Origin of the sequence: Comamonas sediminis, assembly GCF_041107495.1 — a bacterium.
In the GTDB taxonomy this organism is placed as follows: domain Bacteria; phylum Pseudomonadota; class Gammaproteobacteria; order Burkholderiales; family Burkholderiaceae_C; genus Comamonas; species Comamonas sediminis.
Map to the genome: position 1 here is coordinate 146646 of NZ_JBGBDC010000005.1, position 21962 is coordinate 168607.

A 21962-nucleotide genomic window follows, 5' to 3' on the forward strand; every position below is an offset into this window, starting at 1 on the left:
TCCTGTCTCTTCATTCTCTGGTCCTGCAGCGCACTCAGGCCGCGCCGGCCTTGGGCCGCACGCTGACTTCCGAGCTGGTCACATCCACCACACCCGCAGCGGTCTGCACGCGCAACGCGCCATCGGCGCCTACACCCATGGCCAGGCCGGCCGTACCGTCACTCAGGCCGACCTCGCGGCAAGCCAGCGCATCGCGCTCCGCATAGGCCGCCTGCAGCGGCGCAAAGCCCTGCTGCGCAAAAGCCAGGATCGCAGCGACCAGCGGCGGCACCACGGCCTGCAGCGCCTGCGGCGCGTCCCAGCGGCTGTCGAGCATCTGCAGGCTGCCCGGGATGGTCGACAGGCCTTCGGCCTGCGGCGCCCGCACATTGATGCCGATGCCAATCACCACATAGCGCTCGGCCTGCTGCTGGCCATCGCCCCCATGCGTGCGGGCCGAAACAAAGCTCGCGGTCTCGACCAGGATGCCGGCCAGCTTGTGGTCGCCGGTCAGCCACAGGTCGTTGGGCCACTTGAGGCCGATGGTAGGCGTGCTGGAGCCGGGCTCGGGCAGCTGAGGCTGCAGGCTTTGCGCCACCGACACGCCAACAGCCAGCGACAGGCCCGACCAGTCGGCCGGCGCCAGCGGCAGGCCCAGCGACATCAGCAGCGAATCACCGGCCTCGCTGCGCCAGGGCTTGCCCATGCGGCCACGGCCTGCGGTCTGCTGCTCGGCCACCAGCAAGATGGGCTCCTGGCGGCCCGCACGGGCGCGGCGCATCAGCTCGGTGTTGGTCGAGTCGATGCTGGGCAGCACCTCGATCGTGAAGCCCGGCAGCTGCGGCTCGACCGCTTCCCAGATGGCTTCGGCCGGCCAGCGGATGGGCATGTTCGGTGTGTCGCTCATGCGCCCGCCTTGGCCGTCTTCTGGCCCTTGGTCTTGTCCGCCTTGGCTTTCTGGCCGCTCTTTTTCTTGTCCTTGACTTTGCTCAGTGCCTTATCTGCTGCCTTGGCCTTGGGCTTTTCCGCTTTGGCAGGCTTGGCGGTCTTTGCGCCATCGGCGGCCGCCTTGGCCTTGCGCTTTTTGGGCAGCACCGGCTCGGGCAAATCCGACGCGGGCACCTTGGGCTTCCAGCCGCGCTTGGGCGCCAGCATCGTGCCCCGGCATTCGGCCGCGCCGCAGTGGCAGGCGTAGTCGGCCTTGAGTTGGGCGGTGTAGCGCTCTTCGATGATCAGGCCATAGTCATAACCCAGTTCCTCGCCGGCGTTGATATTGCGCAGCGCGCTGATGAAGATGCGGTCATCCACCTCTTCGGCAAAGCAGTTGGGGTCGCAGCTGTGGTTGATCCAGCGGGCCGAGTTGCCGCCATCACCGCCGTCGATGACGCGGTCGCCATCGATCTGGAAAAAGAAAGTGTGGTTGGGGTGGTCCGGGTCGTGCGGGTGGCGGCGCTGGCTTTCTTCGTAGCTGATGACCTTGCCCGCATATTCGACAATGACTTCACCTTCTGCGATATCCTGCAACGCAAAAACGCCCCTGCCGTGCACGCCCGAACGCCGTACCTGGATACGGCGACCTGTTGAAAAATGGGGAACATGGTTCGGCATGGGATTTTTTCTGCTACTTTAAAAATAAGCACATGCGCATGTGCGCACACGTACACATGCAGGCGCCCGCGCACATGCGCGTAAAGCGTGCATTGTAAGAGCGTGCTCAGAGAGCCAGCAACCCACAGTGCTGGCAGACCCCAGTTTGATGAGAGTGAACCCATGTCCAAGACCCTGGTCATTGCAGAAAAGCCGTCCGTTGCACAGGACATCGTCCGTGCACTGACGCCGGTGGCAGGCCAATTTGCCAAACACGACGACTACTTTGAAGCCGAGAACTTCATCGTGACGAGCGCGGTGGGTCACCTTGTGGAGATCCAGGCCCCCGAAGAATTCGATGTCAAACGCGGCAAATGGAGCTTTGCCCATCTGCCGGTCATCCCGCCCTACTTTGAACTCAAGCCGGTCGACAAGACCAAGACGCGCCTGAATGCCGTCGTCAAGCTGGCCAAGCGCAAGGATGTCACGGCGCTGATCAACGCCTGTGACGCGGGCCGCGAGGGTGAGCTGATCTTCCGCCTGATCGAGCAATATGCCGGGGGTGCCAAGGGTGGCCTGGGCAAGCCGATCCAGCGCCTGTGGTTGCAGTCGATGACGCCGCAAGCCATCCGCGACGGCTTCAACAAGCTGCGCTCGGACAACCAGATGCTGGGCCTGGCCGATGCCGCCCGCAGCCGCTCCGAAGCAGACTGGCTCGTCGGCATCAACGGCACGCGGGCGATGACCGCGTTCAACTCGCGCGATGGTGGTTTCTTCCTGACCACCGTGGGCCGCGTGCAGACGCCCACGTTGTCGCTGGTGGTCGAGCGCGAGGAAAAGATCCGCAAGTTCGTCAGCCGCAACTACTGGGAAATCCACGCCGAGTTCAACGCCCAGGCGGGCGCCTACCCGGCCAAGTGGTTCAACCCGGGCTGGAAGAAGAGCGACGACGCCGAGGCCAAGGCCGACCGCGTCTGGACCCAGCAAGAGGCCCAAGCCATTGCAGATGCCGTGCGCCGCAAGCCCGCCACGGTGACCGAAGAGTCCAAGCCCACCACCCAGGCATCGCCGCTGCTGTTTGACCTGACCAGCCTGCAGCGTGAGGCCAACAGCAAGTTCGGCTTCTCGGCCAAGACCACGTTGGCACTGGCCCAGGCGCTGTACGAACGCCACAAGGCGCTGACCTACCCGCGTACCGATTCGCGCGCGCTGCCCGAAGACTACCTGCCGGTCGCCCGCCAGACCTTCGAGATGCTGGCCCACAGCAATATGCAGCAGCTCGCGCCGTTTGCGCAGCAGGCCATTGGCGCCAACTACATCCGCGCGAACAAGCGCATCTTCGACAACAGCAAGGTGTCGGACCACTTTGCCATCATTCCGACCACGCAGGCGCCCGGCGCGCTGAGCGAGGCCGAGCACAAGCTCTACACCTTGGTGGTGCGCCGCTTCATGGCGGTGTTCTTCCCCAGCGCCGAGTACCAGGTCACCACCCGTATTAGTCAAGTCGATGAGCACCACTTCAAGACCGAAGGCAAGGTGCTGGTCAAGCCCGGCTGGCTGGCCATCTACGGCAAGGAAGCGGCCCACGAAGTGGAAGACGCCAAGGAAGGCGACAAGGGCCAGAACCTGGTGCCGGTGCAGCCTGGCGAGAAGCCGGTGGCCGACCCGGTCGACCCCAAGGGCCTGAAGACCAAGCCGCCCGCCCGCTACTCGGAAGCGACCCTGCTGGGCGCGATGGAGAGCGCCGGCAAGCAGATCGACGACGACGAACTGCGCGAAGCCATGCAGGAAAAAGGCCTGGGCACGCCTGCGACGCGCGCAGCCATCATTGAAGGTCTGCTGACCGAGAAATACATGCTGCGCGAAGGCCGCGAGCTGATCCCCACGGCCAAGGCCTTCCAGCTGATGACCTTGCTGCGCGGCCTGCAGGTGGAAGAGCTCTCGCGCGCCGACCTGACTGGCGAGTGGGAGTATAAGCTCGCACAGATGGAAAAGGGCCAGCTCTCGCGCGAAGCCTTCATGGCCGAGATCCAGTCGATGACCGAGCGCCTGGTGAAGAAGGCCAAGGAATACGACCGCGACACCATCCCGGGCGACTACGCCACCTTGTCCGCGCCCTGCCCGAACTGCGGCGGCGTCGTCAAGGAAAACTACCGCCGCTATGCCTGCACCGGCGTGGGCGGCAATGGCGAGGGCTGCGGCTTCTCGTTCACCAAATCGCCTGCGGGCCGCACCTTCGAGACCGCCGAGGCCGACCAGCTGCTGCGCGACCGCAAGCTGGGCCCGCTCGACGGCTTCCGCTCCAAGGCCGGCTGGCCGTTTGCTGCCGAAGTGGCCATCGTGCGCGACGAGGACAACAACAACTTCAAGTTCGAGTTCCTGTTCGAAGACAACAAGTCCGATGAAGAATCGGGCGAGCTGGTGGATTTTGGCAACCAGAACGCCTTGGGCGCCTGCCCCAAATGCGGCGCTCCGGTGTTCGAGCACGGCGCCAACTATGTCTGCAGCAAAGCCGTGCCCACGGCCCAGCAGCCCACGCCCAGTTGCGACTTCAAGAGCGGCCAGATCATCTTGCAGCAGCCGATCGAGCGCGACCAGATGGCCAAGCTGCTGGCGACCGGCAAGACCGACCTGCTCGACAAGTTCGTCTCCAACCGCACACGCCGCAGCTTCAAGGCCTTCCTGGCCTGGGACAAGGAGGCCGGCAAGGTGAACTTCGAGTTCGAGCCGCGCGACAGCAAGTTCCCGCCGCGCAAGGGCGCGGCCGCCAAGACGGCGGCCAAGACTGCCACGAAGACCGCAAGCAAGACCGCTGCCAAGGCCACAAAGACGGCGGCCAAAACCGCTACCAAGTCGGCCACCAAGACCGCCGCCAAAACGCCCCGCAAGGTTGCCGCGACGCTGACCCCCAGCCCCGCACTGGCAGCGGTGATCGGCAGCGAGGCCACCTCGCGCCCCGAGGTCATCAAAAAGCTGTGGGACTACATCAAGGCCAATGGTCTGCAGGATGCCAAGGACAAGCGCGCGATCAACGCCGACGCCAAGCTGCAGCCGCTGTTTGGCAAGGACCAGATCAGCATGTTCGAGATCGCCGGCATTGTTGGCAAGCATGTGAGCTGAGCGCCGGGATGCAGCACCACCGCACCGCCCGCCGGGCCTGCCATACGTGCTGAGCATGGCCAAGGGCGAGCCGCTGCAGTTGCTCGCGCTGGCCTTGGGCATCTACCTGCTGCTGGAGGCCAGCTTTCATGGCATGGCCTGGCTGCTCGCCCGCATCATTGACCGGGAGGCGCGCCGCCAAGGCCAACCGGCCGAGCCCAGCCCTGCGCATTGGCGGGCCATCTTCTACCGCTTGTTTGCAGTGCTTGCGGTGCTGATGCTGAGCCACTGGTTCAGCCTCGGCTTGAATGGCCCGCATGCGCAGCCCTGGCAGCAGTGGTTGCTCGGCGCGGTCCTCATCGCCACCGTGCTGTCGGTGGTGATGCTCTGCGATGCCTCCATCATCCAGAAGCTCAAGAAGGACAGCCATCCGCATTTCAGCAATATGCAGGAGATGGAGTTGCTCTACATCCTGCGCCACCTGCCCGCGCACCGGCAGTGGTATTTCAGCGCGGCCTACCTGCCGCTGGCCCGGCGCCTGAACAGGGGCATCAGCCTGCTGGCTTTCCTGCTGCTGTACCTGGATGTGCGCTTCTACCAAGAAGGCTGATACAGTGCCTGGAATGCCCCAACGCCCTTTACCACCGCCATGTACCTGCGCCCTGCCTACCGCCGGCTGATCTGGCTGGCCCTGGTGGCTGCCTGCGCTGCTGCGCTATACGCTTGGCGTGGCCCGGCGATCATTGGCGACGCCGAGCAGGCCGCCAGCGCCCTGTGGCGCAAGGCCTCGGCCCCTCCACCCCCCAGCGACGAAGCGCTGCAACGCGGCCAGGCACGGCGTGCGGCACCCGACGGCGGCACCGGCCACACACGCCCCGCTGCCGTGCCGCGCAAATGCCAGCTGAACGGCCAGACAATCTATACCGACGGCCCCTGCCCGGCAGGCAGCCAGGAGCAGCTCGTGCCGGAGAACCTGTCCGTCATCCCGCGCTGAAACGGCCCGCCGCAATACCGCAGCGCCCCACCGGTGCGCAGCATCTGCGCGATACTGCCTGCGCAATGCAGCGTGGTGCTGCATGGCATCGATAAAGGACATGCGTGCAATCAGCGGACAGGCAATGGTTTGACGAGGCGTACTACCAGCGCTTTTATTTCGACAAGAAAACCAGCGTGGTCGACCCTGCCCATGCCGCGCGCCTGGGCGCCTTTGTCTGCAGCTATCTGCAGTATGTGCGCGTGCCGGTGCAGCGTGTGCTGGATGTCGGCTGCGGCATCGGCCTGTGGCGCGATGCGATTGCGCAGCATTTTCCGCAGGCCAGCTACCACGGCGTGGAGTACAGCGACTACCTGTGCCAGCGCTACGGCTGGGAGCGGGGCTCGGTCGTGGACTATGCGCCGGCCGATGGCCAGCCCTTTGACCTGGTGATCTGCCAAGGCGTGCTGCCGTATCTGAGCCCCGCCGACCTGAAGCTGGCGCTGGCGAATCTGGCGCGGCTGAGCCGGGGCGCGCTCTATGTGGAAGCCGTTGCCCGCGAAGACTATGAGCGCGACATCATCGACGACGAGCTGACCGACCCGCGCCTGTACCGCCACCGCGCCGAGCTCTACCGCCGCGGTCTGGCCCAGGGCTTTACCGAGCTGGGCGGCGGCGTCTGGCTGAGCCAACGCGCCGATGTGCCGCTGTTTGCGCTCGAAGCGGTGCAGAACTGAGCGGCACATCGCGCGGCGCTAAACCCGCTGCGCTGCTGGGTTGGGCAGGGCGACGACAATAGCGCCCGTGTCTTCTTCCCCATCTTCTGCCGCTGCCAGCACCGCTGGCGCCGTTGTCCCCCATGCCGTCTCACGCCTGCGCGCTGAACGGCTGCAGCGCAGCACCCGCCCTTTTCTGGCGCGGGGCGGCCCCAAGGGCGAGCGCTGCGAAGGCTGCCGCCTGCGCCCGAGCCACTGCCTCTGCGCGCTGCGGCCCACGCAGGCCACAACGGCAGGCATGTGCCTGCTGATGCACGATGCCGAGCCGCTCAAGCCCAGCAACACCGGCTGGCTGATCGCCGACGTGGTGGCGCAGACCTGGGCCTTTGGCTGGTCGCGCACGGAGATGGATGCCGGGCTGGAGGCCGTGCTGGCCGATCCGCAATGGCAGCCCTATGTCGTCTTTCCGCAGGAGTTTGTGCATGAGCCCGGCCGCGCCGTGCAGCAACTGGCACCCTCCGCGCAGCAGGGCACGGATCGCAGGCCGCTGTTCATCCTGCTGGACGCCACCTGGCCCGAGGCACGCAAGATGTTCCGCAAGAGCCCCTACCTGGACCGCCTTCCGGTGCTCAGCCTGCACCCCGAGCAGATCTCGCGCTACCAGCTGCGGCGCTCGCGCCGCGACGACCATTTCTGCACCGCCGAGGTCGCTGCTCTGTGCCTGGATCTCGCCGGCGACCAGCGGGCAGCGCAGACCCTGGAAACCTACCTGGACATCTACACCCACCACTACCTGCAGGCCAAGCACCAGCTGCCGCCCGACTGGCACAGCGCGGCCCACCAGCAGCTCCAGCGCCTGCAAAACGGGCTGTGACAGCGCTGTCACTGTCGTATAAAACAAGCTAATCTGGTTGCTATGGCAGCCAGCATCTCGGGTCAACCCTGACAGGGTTTGCCGTTGGGTTCTCCCGCCCCGCAAAATCCCATATCTGCCGGAATCCTCCTACGTGAGCGCCTCTCCGGCATGGAGACGGCACACTCCAGCCGCTAGGGGTGATTACACAGTGCCAAAAAAATTAGATCGTATTTCAGAACAATCTATTCCGATTTAGGCTATTTATCGGCGGCGGCGCACTGCATACACTGACTACATCGATCAACGAGAACCACACAAGGTGCACCGCACCACCCGTTGAGCGAACCAGCCCCTCATGGTGAGTCGCTGGAGTTCTCCAGGAGTTAAAAATGAACGCACGTATTTTCTCGATCGCCGGTGTAGCTGCTCTGATGTTGGGTGCCGGTGTTGCCCAGGCCAACCCCTTTGAAGGCGACCGCTCGATTGCGCCCCCCGTGGCTGCCACCAGCGCCGTGAGCCGCGCCGATGTGCAAGCACAGTTCGTCGAAGCCCAAAAGAACGGCACCTTGCTGTTCAAGGGTGACCAGCTGCAGGCCAATGCCTTTGAAAAGGGCAGCAGCAACCTGTCCCGCGCCGAAGTGGTGAAAGCCGCCCACGACGCCCGCGTTGCCGGCACCTTGCCTGAAGGCGAAAGCTTCGGCGAATAAGCCCAGGCAACCGCGCTGAGAGTGGGCCGCAGGCCGCTCTCGCATCCAACCCCCGAATTCCGAATCAACAACCTATTTTTTGGACGCCGCCGCTCCCATAGCGCAAATCAGCGATTTGCCAGCAGCGCGGGTCCGTGGAGAGAAACCATGTTTGCACGCAATATGTCCGCTTTGATGATGGCCGCTGGCCTGGTGTTTGCCGGTGCTGCCAGCGCCGCCACGACGGCCCCTGTGGGCAATGGCTCGGACTACCCCGCCTACCCTGCCGCCCAAAGCACCCTGACCCGCGCCGAAGTGCAGGCCAAGGTGACCGAAGCCCAGCGCAATGGCTCGATGGCCGTGATCGGTGACCGCATGAACACCTTCCGTGCGGAAAGCGCCCCCTCCACGTTGAGCCGCGCCCAGGTGCAACAGCAAGCCCATGACGCCCTGGTTGCTGGCACCTTGCCTGAAGGCGAGTCCTTCGGCGAATAAGTGAAAAATCGCTCTGCAACGCAGACGCTTGCAGAGCGGTCAGATTCCAGGCTCTCTGTAGAAGCTGAGGCCTGGAGAAGCATGACAGCGGGCATCGCCCGCCACACAACGAAAACGCATTTAGTGCGTAGCCCGGCCAGACCTTGTCCCATTGTGTCTGGGCCGTGCTCTTGGTAGCCACTGCCGGTTCGCCGGCAGTGGTCTTTTTACGTCTCGCTCCGCGACCACCAGCCTCGGCACGTGGTTGCCTGGCCGGCCGCACCTCACCTTGTCGTACGCCCGTACGGTCTGCGGCTCGATGCCTGGTCGGGGACGCCTAGTCGGGGAGGCCTAGTAGGGGACGCTAGTAGGGGCGCCTCATTGGGGACGCCCAGCTTCAACCGCAAACCTGCGGTTTGCTGGGCTGCGCTCACGGCTTTCAATCCAATGCAAAACCGGTTTCGGTGATCTGCAGCTGGCCGTTCTCGCCTTTCTGCAACCAGCCTTGCTCACAGGCATAGTCCAGTGCAGGTTGCTGCTCGGCGGCGCCGACGCCATGGCGTTCCAGCACGTTGCCCAATGACTCCGCGTCCAGACCATCGCCTGCGCGCAGCAGTTCCTCATTGACCATCAGGTAGAGCAGGTGCTTGGCATTCTTGCGTGTTGCTTCGGTATCGGTCATCCCTGTCGTTCTCCATCGGCATAAAAAAACCGCAACTCGGTTGCGGCTCGGGTGGTGGTCCTTATTGGGCCTTTTTCATCCAGTCGGACAGCTCATCGGCATGTTCCTGTTCCTGCTCCAGGATCTGCTCGATCAGGCGGCGCGTGGTGTGGTCCTTGTCGCCGATCAGATCGACCATCTGGGTGTAGGCCTCGATGGCGACACGCTCGGCCACCAGGTTGGAGCGGATCATCGAATGCAGGTCCATGTCGTCGTTGTAGTCGGCATGGCTGCGGCCGCTCAGGCTGTCAGGATTGAAGTCCGGCTCGCCGCCCAGTTGCACGATACGCGTGGCAATGCGGTCGGCATGGGCCTGCTCTTCTTGCGCATGCACCAGAAACTCCTCTGCAATCGCAGGCGATTCCAGACCGGTGGCGGTGAAGTGGTGGCGCTTGTAGCGCAGCACGCAGACCAGCTCGGTGGCGAGAGAATCGTTGAGCAGGCGAATGATGTCCTCGCGGAAAGGCGTGTCATCCGGCAGCACGGCGCCTTCTTCCAGGCTGTTCTTGGCGGCGTCGAGACGCTTGGTATCAAGCGCCAGCGGGGTGCGGGTTTTGTCTAGCATCGCGGCTTCCTTTGGGGGTGGCTGTTATTGAACACTACCCTGACAAGGTACGCGCCCACACCGTCCGCGTCTGTGAGACAAGGTCTACAGTGCTTGCGCAAAAAGTTCAGAAGCCGGCGCCGGGCTGGGCCAGATAGGCCTGCTCCTGGGCGGTGCTGCTGCGGCCCAGGACCGCATTGCGGTGTGGAAAACGCCCAAACCGGGCGATGACGTCCTGGTGGCGCAGCGCATAGTCCCAGGTGCCCTGCAGGTAGGTCTGCAGCTCGGCAGGTTCGGGGTGGCTGTCCCGCAATCGGGTGAACAGATCCACGCTGCGCTGCTGCAATACCGCATCCTCGGCATGCTCGAGTGGCAGATAAACAAATACCCGCACCACTGCCGGCAGTTGCTGGTCCAGGCCGCTGTCGCACAAGCCCAGGGCCAGCTGCAGCGCCTGCGGATCCCCGGCAAAGGATTGCGGCGTGCCCCGGTAGATATTGCGCGTGAACTGGTCGAGCAAGAGGATGCGGGCCAGCGTGTCACAGACGCCATCGGTCCAGCCAGGCAGCTCGCCGCTCAACGCCGCCTGCACGGTCGTGCCAAAGCGTTCGCGAATGCGCGCATCGAATGCATCGGACTTGCTGAACCATTGCTGCTTGTGCTGCAAGGCCTCGCCGTTGCTGGGGCGGGTGCTGCCCAACCAGAATTGCAGTACCTCGTCGGATGAGGCGATGGGTGCTGAGGGGGACGCTGAGGTCATGGCAAGGCCTGTGTAAATCAAACCCCGCTTTTTTACCATGCAGGAGTGCCTTGCAAGAACCACAAAGCCGGGCAAGGCCCGGCTTTGTGGGGAGAGACGGCCGCTTATGCGGTGCGCGAGCCCGCTGGCTGCGCCACCGTTTTGCTGCTGCCGGAGCGGTCACGCAGGCCCAGTGCCCAGCGCTCGATCGTGTAGAAGGACAGCGCAGCAAAGGCAGCCGAGATCGGCAGGCCCAAAATCACCACCCACTGCCAGTCGGTATGGGCGCGCAGCAGGCGCACCACAGGGTAGTGCCACAGGTAGATACCGTAGGACATCTTGCCGACCCAGACCAGCGCCGGCAGGCTCAGCATGTCAAACAACACACCCTTTTGCTTGCTCACCGCAACAATGATGGCGGCGGCGACCAGTTCGACTAGCGCAAAACCCCAGAGCAGCGCACCGGCGTCGTCCCAGCCGTAGCCAATCACCGCAAAGGGCAGCACCGGCAGCAGCCACAGCAAGTATTTCTGGCGGGCATGCAGGGCATCCATCCACTCGGGGCGGTGCACGGCGACAGCGGCCAGCGCGCTGCCCAGCAGCATGCCGGTGGCGCGGGTGTCGAAGCGGAAGAAGATTTCATAGAAGTGCTGGCCCTGGGCCACCCAGTAGGCGCGCCAGACAAACATCAGCACCACCAGCAGCAGCACCGGGCGCCACAGCTGCTTGCGCGCGGTATGCGCCAGCAGCAGCACCAGGAGCGGTGGCCAGATCAGGTAGAAGTGCTCTTCCACCGACAGCGACCACATGTGCAGCAGGGTGTCCGGGCTGTCAAAGAAGGCGATGCCGTAGTCGGCCAGGTACAGCGCCGAGACCACCACATCCTGGTTTACATCATCGAGGCCCGGCCAGATCAGCGGCGCAAACAGCCAGTAGGCAGCCAGGAACAGCAGCAGCGCCGGGCCCAGGCGCAGGAAGCGGCGCTTGTAAAAGCGCCAGAAGTCGAGGCGGCCCGATTGCTGGTGCTCCTTGAGCAGCAGCGAGGTGATCAGGAAACCGCTGAGCACAAAGAACAGATCCACGCCAAAGAAAGCGCCATCAAACATCGGCGCATGGGCGTGCGACAGAAACACCAGGACGATTGCCACTGCGCGCATACCGTCCAGCGCAGGGTTGTATTTCATACGGAATCCAGACAAAACCAATGATCTCCATCTAACCGCAGCAGGCCCCATGGCCGTTGCTGCGCTCCCAGACTGGGTGTCGTTTCTTTGCGCTGCCGGGGCCAGGCCCGAAGGCCGCCCCCAGCAGTGCTTGCTGGGAATTAAACATCTGTGCTTAACGCGCCAAGCGGCACGAAAGCTGACCCATCGGGCTTTGCGGTTCCCGCGTTGCCACTGGTTTACAGGGCGTGCAGGGAAGACCAACCATGCGCCAAAGCGCGACGGTTGAGAACCCGAGCCTATCGAGTAAGTTCCGGCGTGGATGCTTTATTTTGTGACCAATGCAGTGCAATTGCATGCATCTTGCAGTCACCTTGCAGCGCTGCGTCCTTGGACGCAGCACGCGGGCTCCTCGCCTTCCATCCCCTCTGCCTTGCCTGGCTCCCGGGGTCTGCGCCCGGGGCCTCTGCCTGCGCTGCACGACATGCAGCGCCTGCGTGGTGATGATCGCTTGCAGGCAGGTCAGCGCCGTGTAGGAAAAAACGAAAGGCGCCCGTCAGCACCCGGGCGCGAATTGTGCCAGCAAGCCAATCGCTGCGCCGGCAAAGGGCTTGAGCAGGCTGACAAAAAATAACATTGCAAAGCAGCAGCGGCGGGTCCATCCCTGTGAAAAACAGTCCCTGCTGCCAGGGTGACAGCTTGCGTGCTTCCCCTCGTGCAAGCGGGCCCCGCTTTGCGTACGCTCGGCAAAAGCTTTCTCATCTGCCATGACCACCTCTGCTTCCTCCCCCCTGCCCCAGATCCAGCACTACGAACAATGGCTCAGCCAGCAGCATGGCCTGCAGTTTGAGGACTACGAGGCCCTGCACGCCTGGTCCGTGGCGCATCTGGCCGATTTCTGGCGCAGCATCTGGGACTATTACCAGCTCGAATCCCCGACGCCGATCACCGAGGTACTGAGCGCCGATCCAATGCCCGATGCGCGCTGGTTCAGCGGTGCCCAGGTCAGCCTGCCGCGCCAGCTGCTGCGCCATGCGGCAGCAGCCCATCAAGCCGGGGTGCCGGCGATCGTCAGCGACAACGAGCTGGGCCAGGTGCGCGAGATGGCCTGGCCCGAGCTGCAGCGCCAGGTGGCCTCGGTGGCGGTGGCGCTGCGCAGCCTGGGCATTGGCCGGGGCGACCGGGTGGCCGCCTACATGCCCAATATCCCCGAGACGGTGGTCGCGATGCTGGCCTGCGTCAGCCTCGGCGCGGTCTGGAGCGTCTGCGCCCCCGACATGGGCGTGGCTGCCGTGGTGGACCGCTTCAAGCAGATCGAGCCCAAGGCCTTGATCGCCGTCGATGGCGTGTACTACGGCGGCAAGCCGCTGGACCGCAGTGCCGTGGTGCAGTCCTTGCTGGCCGAGCTGCCCACGGTGCAGCACTGCCTGACCGTGCAGACCCCTTATGCCGCCGCCCCGGTGGGCAGCCACCACTGGGACTGGGCCACCACCGGCCAGGATGCGCAGGCTGTGGCCGGCTTCGAGCCCGAATGGCTGCCCTTTGACCACCCGATCTGGATCGTCTACTCCAGCGGCACCACCGGCCTGCCCAAACCCATCGTGCACGGCACCGGCGGCATCCTGCTGGCCTTGCATGTGGCGGGCCTGCACAACGACCTGGGCGCCAGCTACAGCGACAGCCATGCCGGCGAGCGCTTTCTCTGGTACAGCTCCACCGGCTGGGTGATGTGGAACATCCAGGTCAGCGGCCTGCTGTTTGGCACCACGATCACCATCTTCGACGGGCATCCGGCAGGCAGCAGCAGCCAGCCCGACTGGGGGGTGCTGTGGCGTTTTGCGGCCCGGCATCGCACCACCATCTTTGGCGCAGGGGCCGCCTATTACAGCAACTGCATGAAAGCCGGTCTGGACGTGGGCGCCATCGCAGGCCTGCAACAGGTGCGCACGTTGGGCAGCACCGGCTCGCCGCTCGCCCCCGAAGTGCAGCGCTGGGGCAGCGCCCAGCTGGCGGCTGCGGGGGCTGCCGAGGTGTTCTGGTGCAATATCTCGGGCGGCACCGATTTCTGCGGCGCCTTCATCGGCGGCAACCGCAGCCTGCCCCAGGCACCTGGGCGCATGCAGTGCCGCTGGCTGGGCCATGCGGTCGAGGCCTGGAACGAGCAGGGCCAGCCCGTGCGCGACGAGGTGGGCGAGCTGGTGTGTACCCGGCCCATTCCGTCGATGCCGCTGTACTTCTGGAACGACCCGGGTAAGCAGCGCTACCTGGACAGCTATTTCGACCACTGGCCCGGCATCTGGCGCCACGGCGACTGGATTCAGATCAACAGCGACGGCAGCTGCGTGATCTATGGCCGCAGCGATGCCACCATCAACCGCCAGGGCCTGCGCATGGGCACCAGCGAAATCTACAACGCGATCGAGGCGCTGCCCGAGGTGCAGGATTCGATGGTCATCGACCTGGAGTACCTGGGCCGCGACAGCTATATGCCGCTGTTTGTCGTGCTGCGCGAGGGCCTGGTGCTGGATGCCGCCCTCCAGGACCGCATCGCGCAGGCGATACGCACCGCGCTGTCACCCCGCTTTGTCCCCGACACCATCGTGCAGGTGGCCGAAGTGCCGCGCACCCTCACTGGCAAAAAGCTGGAGCTGCCGATCAAGAAGTTGCTCCTGGGCCAGCCTGCGGGCAAGGTGCTGAACCCCCAGACCATGGCCAACCCCGGCTGCCTGCCCTGGTACGAGGCCTATGCCGCCCGGCATCTGGCGCAGCACAGCGCGCAGACCGCCACCTAGCCGGCACGGGGGCAGAGGCAGGTGCTGCCAAGCAGCCTTGCAACGGACGATGGCGGCGGCCTGGTGCAATAATGCAGATCCTTCTCGATGCACACGCTGCATCCGGCCTGGGTGCCTGAACCCTCGCGTTCCGCACCCACAGGCCTTTTCCGACACCGAACCCTATGAACGACCGCAGGCCCACGGCCTGCGTGTCTGTAACGCGTATGTCTTCAGCCATCTCCCTGCGCCTGGTTTTCATCCTGGGCCTGCTATCGGCCATTGGCCCTTTTGCCATCGACATGTACCTGCCGGCGCTGCCGCAGATTGGCGCCAGCCTGCAAGCGCCCGTTGGGGCCGTGCAAGCCAGCCTGACGGCCTTCTTCCTGGCGCTGGGCGTGGGCCAGCCGCTGTTTGGCACCCTCGCCGACATGTGGGGCCGCAAGAAGCCGCTCTACCTGGGCCTGGCCATTTTTGTGCTGGCCAGTGTCGGCTGCGCGCTGGCGCAGGATATTCACACCCTGGTGGTGCTGCGCTTTATCCAGGGCCTGGGCGCTGCAGCGGGCATGGCCATTCCGCGTGCAGTGGTGCGTGACCTGCACACCGGCCATGAAGCCGCCCGCATGATGTCGCTGCTGATGCTGGTGTTCAGCGTCTCGCCGATCCTCGCGCCGCTGGCCGGCAGCGGGGTGATTGCGGTCGGCGGCTGGCGCATGGTGTTCTGGGTGGTGGCCGCTGCCGCCCTCATCGGCATGGCCGCAATGGCGCGTGGCCTGCCCGAGACCCGCGCGGCCAGCCATGGGGTGGACAGCAGCCTCGGCGGCGTGCTCAAAGCCTATGGCCTGCTGCTGCGTGACTGGTACTACCTGGGGCTGGTGTTCATCGGCGCCTGCGCGATGGCCGGCTTCTTCGTCTACCTGGCGGGTTCGCCCTTTGTGCTGATCAACCACTATGGCCTCAGCACCACGCAGTACAGCATGGCCTTTGCGTTCAATGCGATTGCGTTCATTGGTGCGGCGCAGTTCACCGGCATGCTGGGCAAACGCTTTGGGCTGGTGCCCGTTGTCAAACTGGCCGCCACCGCCAGCGGCGTGGTGATGTGCTGCCTGCTGGCCTATTACCTGATGGGCGGCGACCAGCTCGCCGTGTTGATTGGCCTGTACTTTGTTGCCAGCGGCTTGATGGGCCTGGTGATCCCGACGACCTCGGTGCTGGCGCTGGAGGCGCATGGCCAGATCGCCGGCACAGCGTCGGCCTTGCTGGGCACCTTGCAGATGCTGACCGGTGCGGTGGCGATGCAGATTGTGGGCGTGTTCTCCAGCGGCAAACCGCTGCCGATGGTGGTGGGCATGGCCACCGGCGCGCTGTGTGGCGTGCTGCTGACCTGGATCACCTTGGGCGGGCGGCGCGGCGCAAAGGTCTGACACCCGCCAACGAAAAACGCCCCGCAGCTGCGGGGCGTTTTTACGGGGGCGGATTAAACCTTGGGCTGGCGGTAGGCCAGGCAGAGCTTGTTGCCATCGGGATCGCGCAGGTAGGCCAGGTACAGGGCTGCAGGGCCTTCGCCGCGCCAGCCCGGTGGGTCTTCACAGGCCACGCCGCCATGGGCCACGCCCACCGCATGCGCCTTGTCGACCTGCTCGGTGCTGCTGGCGGCAAAGCCGGTGGTGCTGCCATTGCCGATGCTGGCTGCCTCGCCATTGATGGGGGTGCTGACGCTGAAGGTGCCGCCATTGCCGCGCCAGAAATAGCGGTTCTTGTTGGCAGCACCCGGGGGCACGCCCAGCTCGGCGAGGAAGGCATCGTAGAACTGGCGTGATTTCTCCAGATCGCTGGTGCCGAGCATGATGTGGCTGAACATGAAAGTCTCCTTGCAGGGGTGGGAAAAGAAGGGGGTCGGTCGGGCAGCCGCCACTATAGCGGCGCTGCCAAGCGGCTGAAAACGCACGCTTGTCGCGCAGTATCCACCATCATCGCTGCCGGTTTGCAGCCAACACACAACAGTGCCGGGCTGTGCCTGCGCCACTGCTTAGCCCCTCGCTCTGGTCACCTGTCGCCGGCCTGCCAACTACCCAGCCCGCACAGTCGCTATAGTCGCCCCCGGGCCTGCTGGGGTGCGTTGTGCGTGCCGGGTTCGGCCGGGCAATCCACACATGAATTTACAAAATACCTTCGGCCCGCAGGCCGCCTCGCACCTGCGTTTGATCGGCATGGCCTTGCTCTGGGGCGCCTCCTGGCCCAGCGGCCGCATCGTCGCCCAGCACATGCCGCCGCTGGCGGCGTCAGGCCTGCGTTTTGTGCTCGCCGCTGTGGTGCTGCTGGTCTGGCTGTATGCCGCAGGCGGCATGGCCGGGCTCCGGCAATGGTCGCCCAAGCGCTGGCTGGGCATGGCGGCCGCTGCGGCCACCGGGGTGTTTGGCTACGCGGCCTGCTTTTTGAGCGGCCTGCAGTACCTGCCCGCCAGCAAGGCGGCGCTGGTCATCACGCTCAACCCGGTGCTGACCTTGCTGCTGGCGGTATGGATTTTCAAGGAACGCATCAATCGCACGATCGCCTTGGGCATGGTGCTGGCCGCCCTCGGTGCCGTGCTGGTCATCTCGCATGGCGATCCGGCCCAGCTGCTGGCCGGCGGCCTGGGCAAGGGCGAGCTGCTGATCCTGGGCTGCGTGGCTTGCTGGGTCAGCTACACCTTGCTGGGCCGGGCGATTCTGGCCGGGGTCGATGCGCTGTCCACCACTGCGGTCACCGCCACCATGGGCGCCGTCATGCTGCTGGCCGCCAGTCTGGTGGTGGAAGGGACGCAGGGCATGGCCCAGGCCTTCGATGCCGGCCTACCCGCCTGGGGCGCGCTGCTGTTCCTGGCCTGGGGCTCCACGGCGCTGGCCTATGCCTGGTACTTTGATGGTGTCAAGGCACTGGGCGCTGGCGCGGCATCGGGCTATATCACCCTGGTGCCGGTGATTGGCGTGGCCTGCTCGGCGCTGTTGCTGGGCGAGCAGATCGATGCATCGATGCTGGCCGGCGGTGCGATGGCCATTGCCGGCACCGTGGTGATGAACTGGGGCCGGCGCACGCCACGTGCTGCCGTGGCCGCAGCCGGAGCGCGCTAAAGGTCTATCTCGCCTCAGACCGCCAGCGGGTTCTCGTCCAGCTGCGGCGGCAGCTCTGCCCAGGGCTCGTTGATGAACTGCTGGGCCGCATAGTCCATGAAGGCCTGCACGCGCGCGGGCCGGCTGCGGCCCGGCGGGGTGACGATGTTGAGCGACAGCACATCCGCCTCCCAGCCCGGCATGGCCGTCTGCAGGCTGCCATCGCGCAGCTCCTGCCACACCAGAAACGAGGGCTGCAAGGCCAGGCCCATGCCGGCCAGCAGCGCCGGTTGCAGCGCCTCGGCATTGTTCACCTGCATCTGTATTGGCATCACCTGCGTGTACTCGCCATGCCTTGCATGGCGAAAGCGCCAGCTGGTGCCATAGCGCGCCAGGCTGTACTGCAGGCCCTTGTGCTTGGCCAGATCACGGGGGTGCACCGGGCGGCCATAGCGCTCGAAGTAGGCGGGTGACCCCACCAGCAAGATGCGCACCTTGCACAAGGTGCGCGCAATCAGGCTCGAATCGCTCAGGTTGGCAATGCGCAGCGCCAGGTCGAAGCGGTCGCGGATCAGGTCCACCTGCTCGTCGGCAAAGTGCAGGTTCAGCTCCACATCCGGGTGCATCGCCATGAACCGGGGCAGGATCGGCGACAGCCGCGCGATGCCGAACGACATCGGCGCGGCAATGCGGATCTGGCCGCGCAGGCTGGTGGATCGGTCGGTGATGTCGGCCTCCACCGCCTCGCCCTCCTGCAGGATGCGCGTGGCCCGCTCCAGCGCGCTGCTGCCAGCATCGGTCAGCGCCATGCGGCGCGAGGTGCGGTGGAACAGGCTGGTCTTCATGCGGCCCTCCAGCCGCGTGATGGCCTTCGATACCGTTGCCTGCGACAGCGCCAGCTCGGCAGCGGTGCGCGCGAACGATCCGGTCTCGGCCACCTTGGCAAAAATGGCCCAGGCTTCCAGGTCAGGCAGTTTGCTCATGGATTCATCGCTTTCTCGATCACATCAAATATGGAATGAATGCTTTTCTATATTTTCTATTTTAATCATAGTCAACGCGGCCTACACTTTCTTCATCGACGACAAACACCTGGAGAAAGACATGATTGAACGACGCAGCTTTGACAGCCTGGGCGGTGCCAACCACGGTTGGCTCGATGCCAAGCACCACTTCTCTTTTGCCGACTACCGTGACGCCCAGCGCGTGAACTGGGGTGCTCTGCGGGTCTGGAACGATGACACCATCGCGCCGCAAACCGGCTTCCCACCGCACGGCCATGCCGACATGGAAATCATCACCTATGTCCGTGAAGGTGCCATCACCCACGAAGACAGCCTGGGCAACCGGGGCCGCACCGAAGCCGGTGATGTGCAGGTGATGAGCGCCGGCAGCGGCGTGCGCCACTCGGAATACAACCTGGAGCCCACGACGACCCGCATCTTCCAGATCTGGATCCTGCCCGACCGCCAGGGCGACAAGCCCAGTTGGGGAGCCAAGCCCTTCCCCAAGGGTGACCGCAGCGGCAAGTTCGTGACCCTGGCCAGCGGCATGGATGGCGACAGCGACGCGCTGCCCATCCGAGCCAATGCCCGGGTGCTGGGTGCCACGATCAAGGCGGGTGAGAGCCTGGACTACGGTTTTGCGCATGCCGACCGCTATGGCTACCTGGTCCTTGCCAAGGGCAGTGCCTCAGTCAATGGTGTGGCGCTGTCCAGCCGCGATGGTGCCGCCATCCATGGCGAAACCACGATCCGCATCACTGCCACCGAAGACACCGAAATCGTGCTGGTGGATGCACCGGCTCTGAACTAAGTCAGCCTAGATTCCTTTTTTAAACACACGCCGTCCCCGTTTTCACTTTTCCAGGAGCACGCACCATGACCAACAAACGATTCCTCGAAGTCCTGACCCCCGCCAACAGCCAGATGATCTTCATCGACCAGCAGCCCCAGATGGCGTTCGGCGTGCAGTCCATCGACCGCCAGACCCTGAAGAACAATGTGGTGGGCCTGGCCAAGGCGGCCAAGGTGTTCGGCGTGCCGACCACCATCACCACGGTCGAGACGCACAGCTTCTCCGGCCACACCTACCCCGAGCTGCTGAACGTCTTCCCCGGCAACCCCATCCTGGAGCGCACCTCGATGAACTCCTGGGACGACCAGAATGTGCGTGATGCGCTGGCTGCCAACGTCGCCAAGGGCCACAAGAAGATCATCGTCTCCGGCCTGTGGACCGAGGTCTGCAACACCACCTTTGCACTGAGCGCCATGCACGACGCCGGCTACGAGATCTACATGGTGGCCGACGCCTCGGGCGGCACCTCGCTCGAAGCGCACAACCAGGCCATGCAGCGCATGGTGCAGGCCGGTGTGGTGCCCGTCACCTGGCAGCAGGTGCTGCTGGAATGGCAGCGTGACTGGGCCAAGCGCGAGACCTATGACGCGGTGATGGACATCGTGCGCGAACACTCCGGTGCCTACGGCATGGGCGTGGACTATGCCTACACGATGGTGCACAAGGCGCCCGAGCGTGCACAGCACGGCAACACCATCGGCCCCAAGCCTGCTGTTTAATTGCTTCCAGGTGGGGGTTGGCGTCTTCGCACGCAGGCCCAGACTCCCACCGCCGCCACCCCTCACCACCCACCCAGCACGCCACTGCCATGACCACCTCCAGCCCCGACACCATCTTTCACAACGGCCGCTTCACCACGTTGAACAAGGCCCAACCCACGGCCAGCGCCGTGGCCATCCGCGATGGCAAGTTTGTCGCCGTGGGCAGTGATGCCGAGGTGCTGGCGCTGGCCGGCAGCGGCACCCGCAAGGTCGACCTGCAAGGCCGCAGTGCGCTGCCCGGCCTGTTTGACAACCACACCCATGTGATCCGGGGCGGTCTGAACTTCAACATGGAGCTGCGCTGGGACGGCGTGCGCTCACTCGCCGATGCGCTGGAGATGCTGCGCCAGCAGGTGGCGATCACGCCGGCACCGCAGTGGGTACGCGTGGTGGGCGGTTTTACCGAGCACCAGTTTGTCGAAAAGCGCCTGCCGACCCTGGCCGAGATCAATGCGATTGCGCCGGACACCCCCGTGTTCCTGCTGCACCTGTATGACCGCGCCCTGCTCAACGCCGCTGCGCTGCGCGCCGTGGGCTACCACCGCGACACGCCCCAGCCACCGGGCGGCGAGATTGTGCGCGACAGCCAGGGCAACCCGCAGGGCCTGCTGCTGGCCAAGCCCAATGCCACCATCCTCTATTCCACCTTGGCCAAGGGCCCCAAGCTGCCCTTCGAGTACCAGGTCAACTCCACGCGCCACTTCATGCGCGAGCTCAACCGCCTGGGCGTGACCGGTGTCATCGACGCCGGCGGCGGCTCGCAAAACTACCCCGATGACTACCAGGTCATCGATGAGCTCAACAAACAAGGCCAGATCACCGTGCGCCTGGCCTACAACCTGTTCACGCAAAAGCCCAAGGAAGAGAAGGACGACTTTCTGCAGTGGACGCAGTCGGTCAAGTACAAGCAGGGCAACGACTACTTCCGCCACAACGGCGCTGGCGAGATGCTGGTGTACTCGGCGGCCGACTTTGAAGACTTTCGCCAGCCCCGCCCCGACATGCCCCCGCAGATGGAGACCGAGCTCGAAGACGTGGTGCGCGTGCTGGTGCAGAACCAATGGCCCTGGCGCCTGCATGCCACCTATGACGAGACCATCAGCCGTGCGCTCGATGTCTTCGAAAAGGTGCACCAGGAAACGCCCATCGACGGCCTGAACTGGTTCTTTGACCATGCCGAAACCATCTCCGACCGCTCGATCGACCGCATTGCCGCGCTCGGCGGCGGCATTGCCGTGCAGCACCGCATGGCCTACCAGGGCGAGTACTTTGCCGAGCGCTATGGCCACCAGGCGATGGAAGCCACGCCGCCTGTGAAGAAGATGCTGGAAAAAGGCGTCAAGGTCTCCGCCGGTACCGATGCCACCCGCGTGGCCTCGTACAACCCCTGGGTGTCGCTGTCCTGGATGGTGACCGGCAAGACCGTCGGCGGCATGCAGATGTACCCCGAGCGCAACCTGCTCGACCGCGAAACCGCGCTGCGCATGTGGACCGAGAACGTGGCCTGGTTCTCCAACGAGGAAGGTGCGCGTGGCCGCATCCAGGTGGGCCAGTTTGCCGACCTGATCGTGCCGAGCAAGGACTATTTCCAGGTGCCCGAGGATGAAATCTCCTTCCTCACCTCGGACCTGACCGTGGTCGGTGGCCGGGTGGTGTACGGCGCAGGCAGCTTTGCCCACCATGACGACAACCCGCTGCCCCCTGCGATGCCCGACTGGTCGCCCGTGCGCCGCTTTGGTGGCTATGGCGCCTGGGGCGAGCCCGAAGGTGCCGGCAAACACTCGCTGAACCCCGCCCGCTACCGCAGCCTGGCTGCTGGTTGCGGCTGTGGCAGCCACTGCGGCATGCACGGCCACCAGCATGCCGATGCCTGGGCCTCCAAGGTGCCGGCCTCTGACATGCAAGGCTTTTTTGGCGCACTGGGCTGCTCCTGCTGGATGTCCTGAG

21 protein-coding genes are annotated in these 21962 nt (G+C 64.8%); 13 read left to right on the forward strand and 8 right to left on the reverse strand.

The features are described 5' to 3' along the window. Positions 1–34: 34 nt before the first annotated feature. Positions 35–886, reverse strand: a complete 852-nt coding sequence (locus AB7A72_RS12850) for a biotin--[acetyl-CoA-carboxylase] ligase (RefSeq protein ID WP_369460204.1) — start codon at positions 884–886, stop codon at positions 35–37. Then, positions 883–1587, reverse strand: coding sequence for an SET domain-containing protein (locus tag AB7A72_RS12855; RefSeq protein WP_369460205.1), 705 nt, complete (start codon positions 1585–1587; stop codon positions 883–885). Before AB7A72_RS12855 ends, AB7A72_RS12850 begins: the two co-directional genes overlap by 4 nt. A gap of 162 nt (positions 1588–1749) precedes the next feature. Between AB7A72_RS12855 and AB7A72_RS12860 the strand changes: the two genes are divergently transcribed. The 7 genes from AB7A72_RS12860 to AB7A72_RS12890 all read left to right on the forward strand — a co-directional run bounded on the left by AB7A72_RS12860 (position 1750) and on the right by AB7A72_RS12890 (position 8391). Next, the gene (locus tag AB7A72_RS12860) at positions 1750–4686 is read left to right on the forward strand and encodes a DNA topoisomerase III (protein ID WP_369460206.1); all 2937 of its coding nucleotides are present in this window, start codon (positions 1750–1752) and stop codon (positions 4684–4686) included. Between the two features lie 55 nt (positions 4687–4741). After that, on the forward strand, positions 4742–5275 hold the full coding sequence (locus AB7A72_RS12865; RefSeq protein WP_369460207.1) for a hypothetical protein: 534 nt from the start codon (positions 4742–4744) through the stop codon (positions 5273–5275). Positions 5276–5314: 39 nt separating this feature from the next. Continuing rightward, positions 5315–5659, forward strand: coding sequence for a hypothetical protein (locus AB7A72_RS12870; protein ID WP_369460208.1), 345 nt, complete (start codon positions 5315–5317; stop codon positions 5657–5659). Between the two features lie 104 nt (positions 5660–5763). Further along, on the forward strand, positions 5764–6375 hold the full coding sequence (locus AB7A72_RS12875; protein WP_312412043.1) for a class I SAM-dependent methyltransferase: 612 nt from the start codon (positions 5764–5766) through the stop codon (positions 6373–6375). 67 nt (positions 6376–6442) lie between these two features. Continuing rightward, positions 6443–7228 carry a tRNA-uridine aminocarboxypropyltransferase gene (locus AB7A72_RS12880; protein WP_369460209.1) on the forward strand — a complete coding sequence of 262 codons (786 nt, stop codon included), beginning with the start codon at positions 6443–6445 and terminating at the stop codon, positions 7226–7228. Between the two features lie 371 nt (positions 7229–7599). After that, positions 7600–7917, forward strand: coding sequence for a DUF4148 domain-containing protein (locus tag AB7A72_RS12885; protein WP_239809862.1), 318 nt, complete (start codon positions 7600–7602; stop codon positions 7915–7917). Positions 7918–8064: 147 nt separating this feature from the next. Next, positions 8065–8391 (forward strand): DUF4148 domain-containing protein, encoded by a 327-nt coding sequence (locus AB7A72_RS12890; RefSeq protein WP_312412051.1) that lies wholly within the window; start codon positions 8065–8067, stop codon positions 8389–8391. 418 nt (positions 8392–8809) lie between these two features. Here the strand turns inward: AB7A72_RS12890 and AB7A72_RS12895 are convergent, their stop codons facing one another. From AB7A72_RS12895 to AB7A72_RS12910, 4 genes are all read right to left on the reverse strand, one after another. Then, on the reverse strand, positions 8810–9052 hold the full coding sequence (locus AB7A72_RS12895) for a hypothetical protein (RefSeq protein WP_312527879.1): 243 nt from the start codon (positions 9050–9052) through the stop codon (positions 8810–8812). Positions 9053–9113: 61 nt separating this feature from the next. Further along, the gene (locus AB7A72_RS12900; RefSeq protein WP_239809865.1) at positions 9114–9656 is read right to left on the reverse strand and encodes a ferritin-like domain-containing protein; all 543 of its coding nucleotides are present in this window, start codon (positions 9654–9656) and stop codon (positions 9114–9116) included. A gap of 106 nt (positions 9657–9762) precedes the next feature. Beyond that, positions 9763–10395, reverse strand: coding sequence for a DUF924 family protein (locus tag AB7A72_RS12905; protein WP_369460210.1), 633 nt, complete (start codon positions 10393–10395; stop codon positions 9763–9765). A gap of 104 nt (positions 10396–10499) precedes the next feature. Then, positions 10500–11558, reverse strand: coding sequence for an acyltransferase family protein (locus AB7A72_RS12910; RefSeq protein WP_407064979.1), 1059 nt, complete (start codon positions 11556–11558; stop codon positions 10500–10502). 746 nt (positions 11559–12304) lie between these two features. Between AB7A72_RS12910 and AB7A72_RS12915 the strand changes: the two genes are divergently transcribed. Together AB7A72_RS12915 and AB7A72_RS12920 are read left to right on the forward strand one after the other, a co-directional pair. Next, positions 12305–14329, forward strand: a complete 2025-nt coding sequence (locus AB7A72_RS12915) for an acetoacetate--CoA ligase (RefSeq protein ID WP_369460212.1) — start codon at positions 12305–12307, stop codon at positions 14327–14329. 206 nt (positions 14330–14535) lie between these two features. After that, positions 14536–15732 (forward strand): multidrug effflux MFS transporter, encoded by a 1197-nt coding sequence (locus AB7A72_RS12920; RefSeq protein ID WP_369460213.1) that lies wholly within the window; start codon positions 14536–14538, stop codon positions 15730–15732. A gap of 53 nt (positions 15733–15785) precedes the next feature. On the opposite strand, the gene AB7A72_RS12925 is transcribed toward AB7A72_RS12920, so the two are convergent. Next, positions 15786–16169, reverse strand: coding sequence for a VOC family protein (locus AB7A72_RS12925; protein WP_312412072.1), 384 nt, complete (start codon positions 16167–16169; stop codon positions 15786–15788). Positions 16170–16461: 292 nt separating this feature from the next. Here AB7A72_RS12925 and AB7A72_RS12930 point away from each other — a divergent pair, with 292 nt between their 5' ends. Further along, positions 16462–17418: a DMT family transporter gene (locus tag AB7A72_RS12930; RefSeq protein WP_369460214.1), complete on the forward strand. Its 957-nt coding sequence runs from the start codon at positions 16462–16464 to the stop codon at positions 17416–17418. Positions 17419–17432: 14 nt separating this feature from the next. On the opposite strand, the gene AB7A72_RS12935 is transcribed toward AB7A72_RS12930, so the two are convergent. Further along, positions 17433–18380, reverse strand: coding sequence for a LysR family transcriptional regulator (locus AB7A72_RS12935; RefSeq protein ID WP_369460215.1), 948 nt, complete (start codon positions 18378–18380; stop codon positions 17433–17435). A gap of 121 nt (positions 18381–18501) precedes the next feature. Here AB7A72_RS12935 and AB7A72_RS12940 point away from each other — a divergent pair, with 121 nt between their 5' ends. The 3 genes from AB7A72_RS12940 (at position 18502) to AB7A72_RS12950 (ending at position 21961) form a co-directional block, all read left to right on the forward strand. Continuing rightward, entirely contained in the window at positions 18502–19212 is a 711-nt protein-coding gene (locus AB7A72_RS12940; RefSeq protein WP_312527860.1) for a pirin family protein, read from the forward strand. A gap of 65 nt (positions 19213–19277) precedes the next feature. Further along, complete coding sequence (locus AB7A72_RS12945; RefSeq protein ID WP_239809874.1) at positions 19278–19973, forward strand: hydrolase; 696 nt, start codon at positions 19278–19280, stop codon at positions 19971–19973. An 89-nt stretch (positions 19974–20062) separates the two neighbouring features. Next, on the forward strand, positions 20063–21961 hold the full coding sequence (locus AB7A72_RS12950; protein WP_369460216.1) for an amidohydrolase: 1899 nt from the start codon (positions 20063–20065) through the stop codon (positions 21959–21961). Position 21962: the final 1 nt, after the last annotated feature.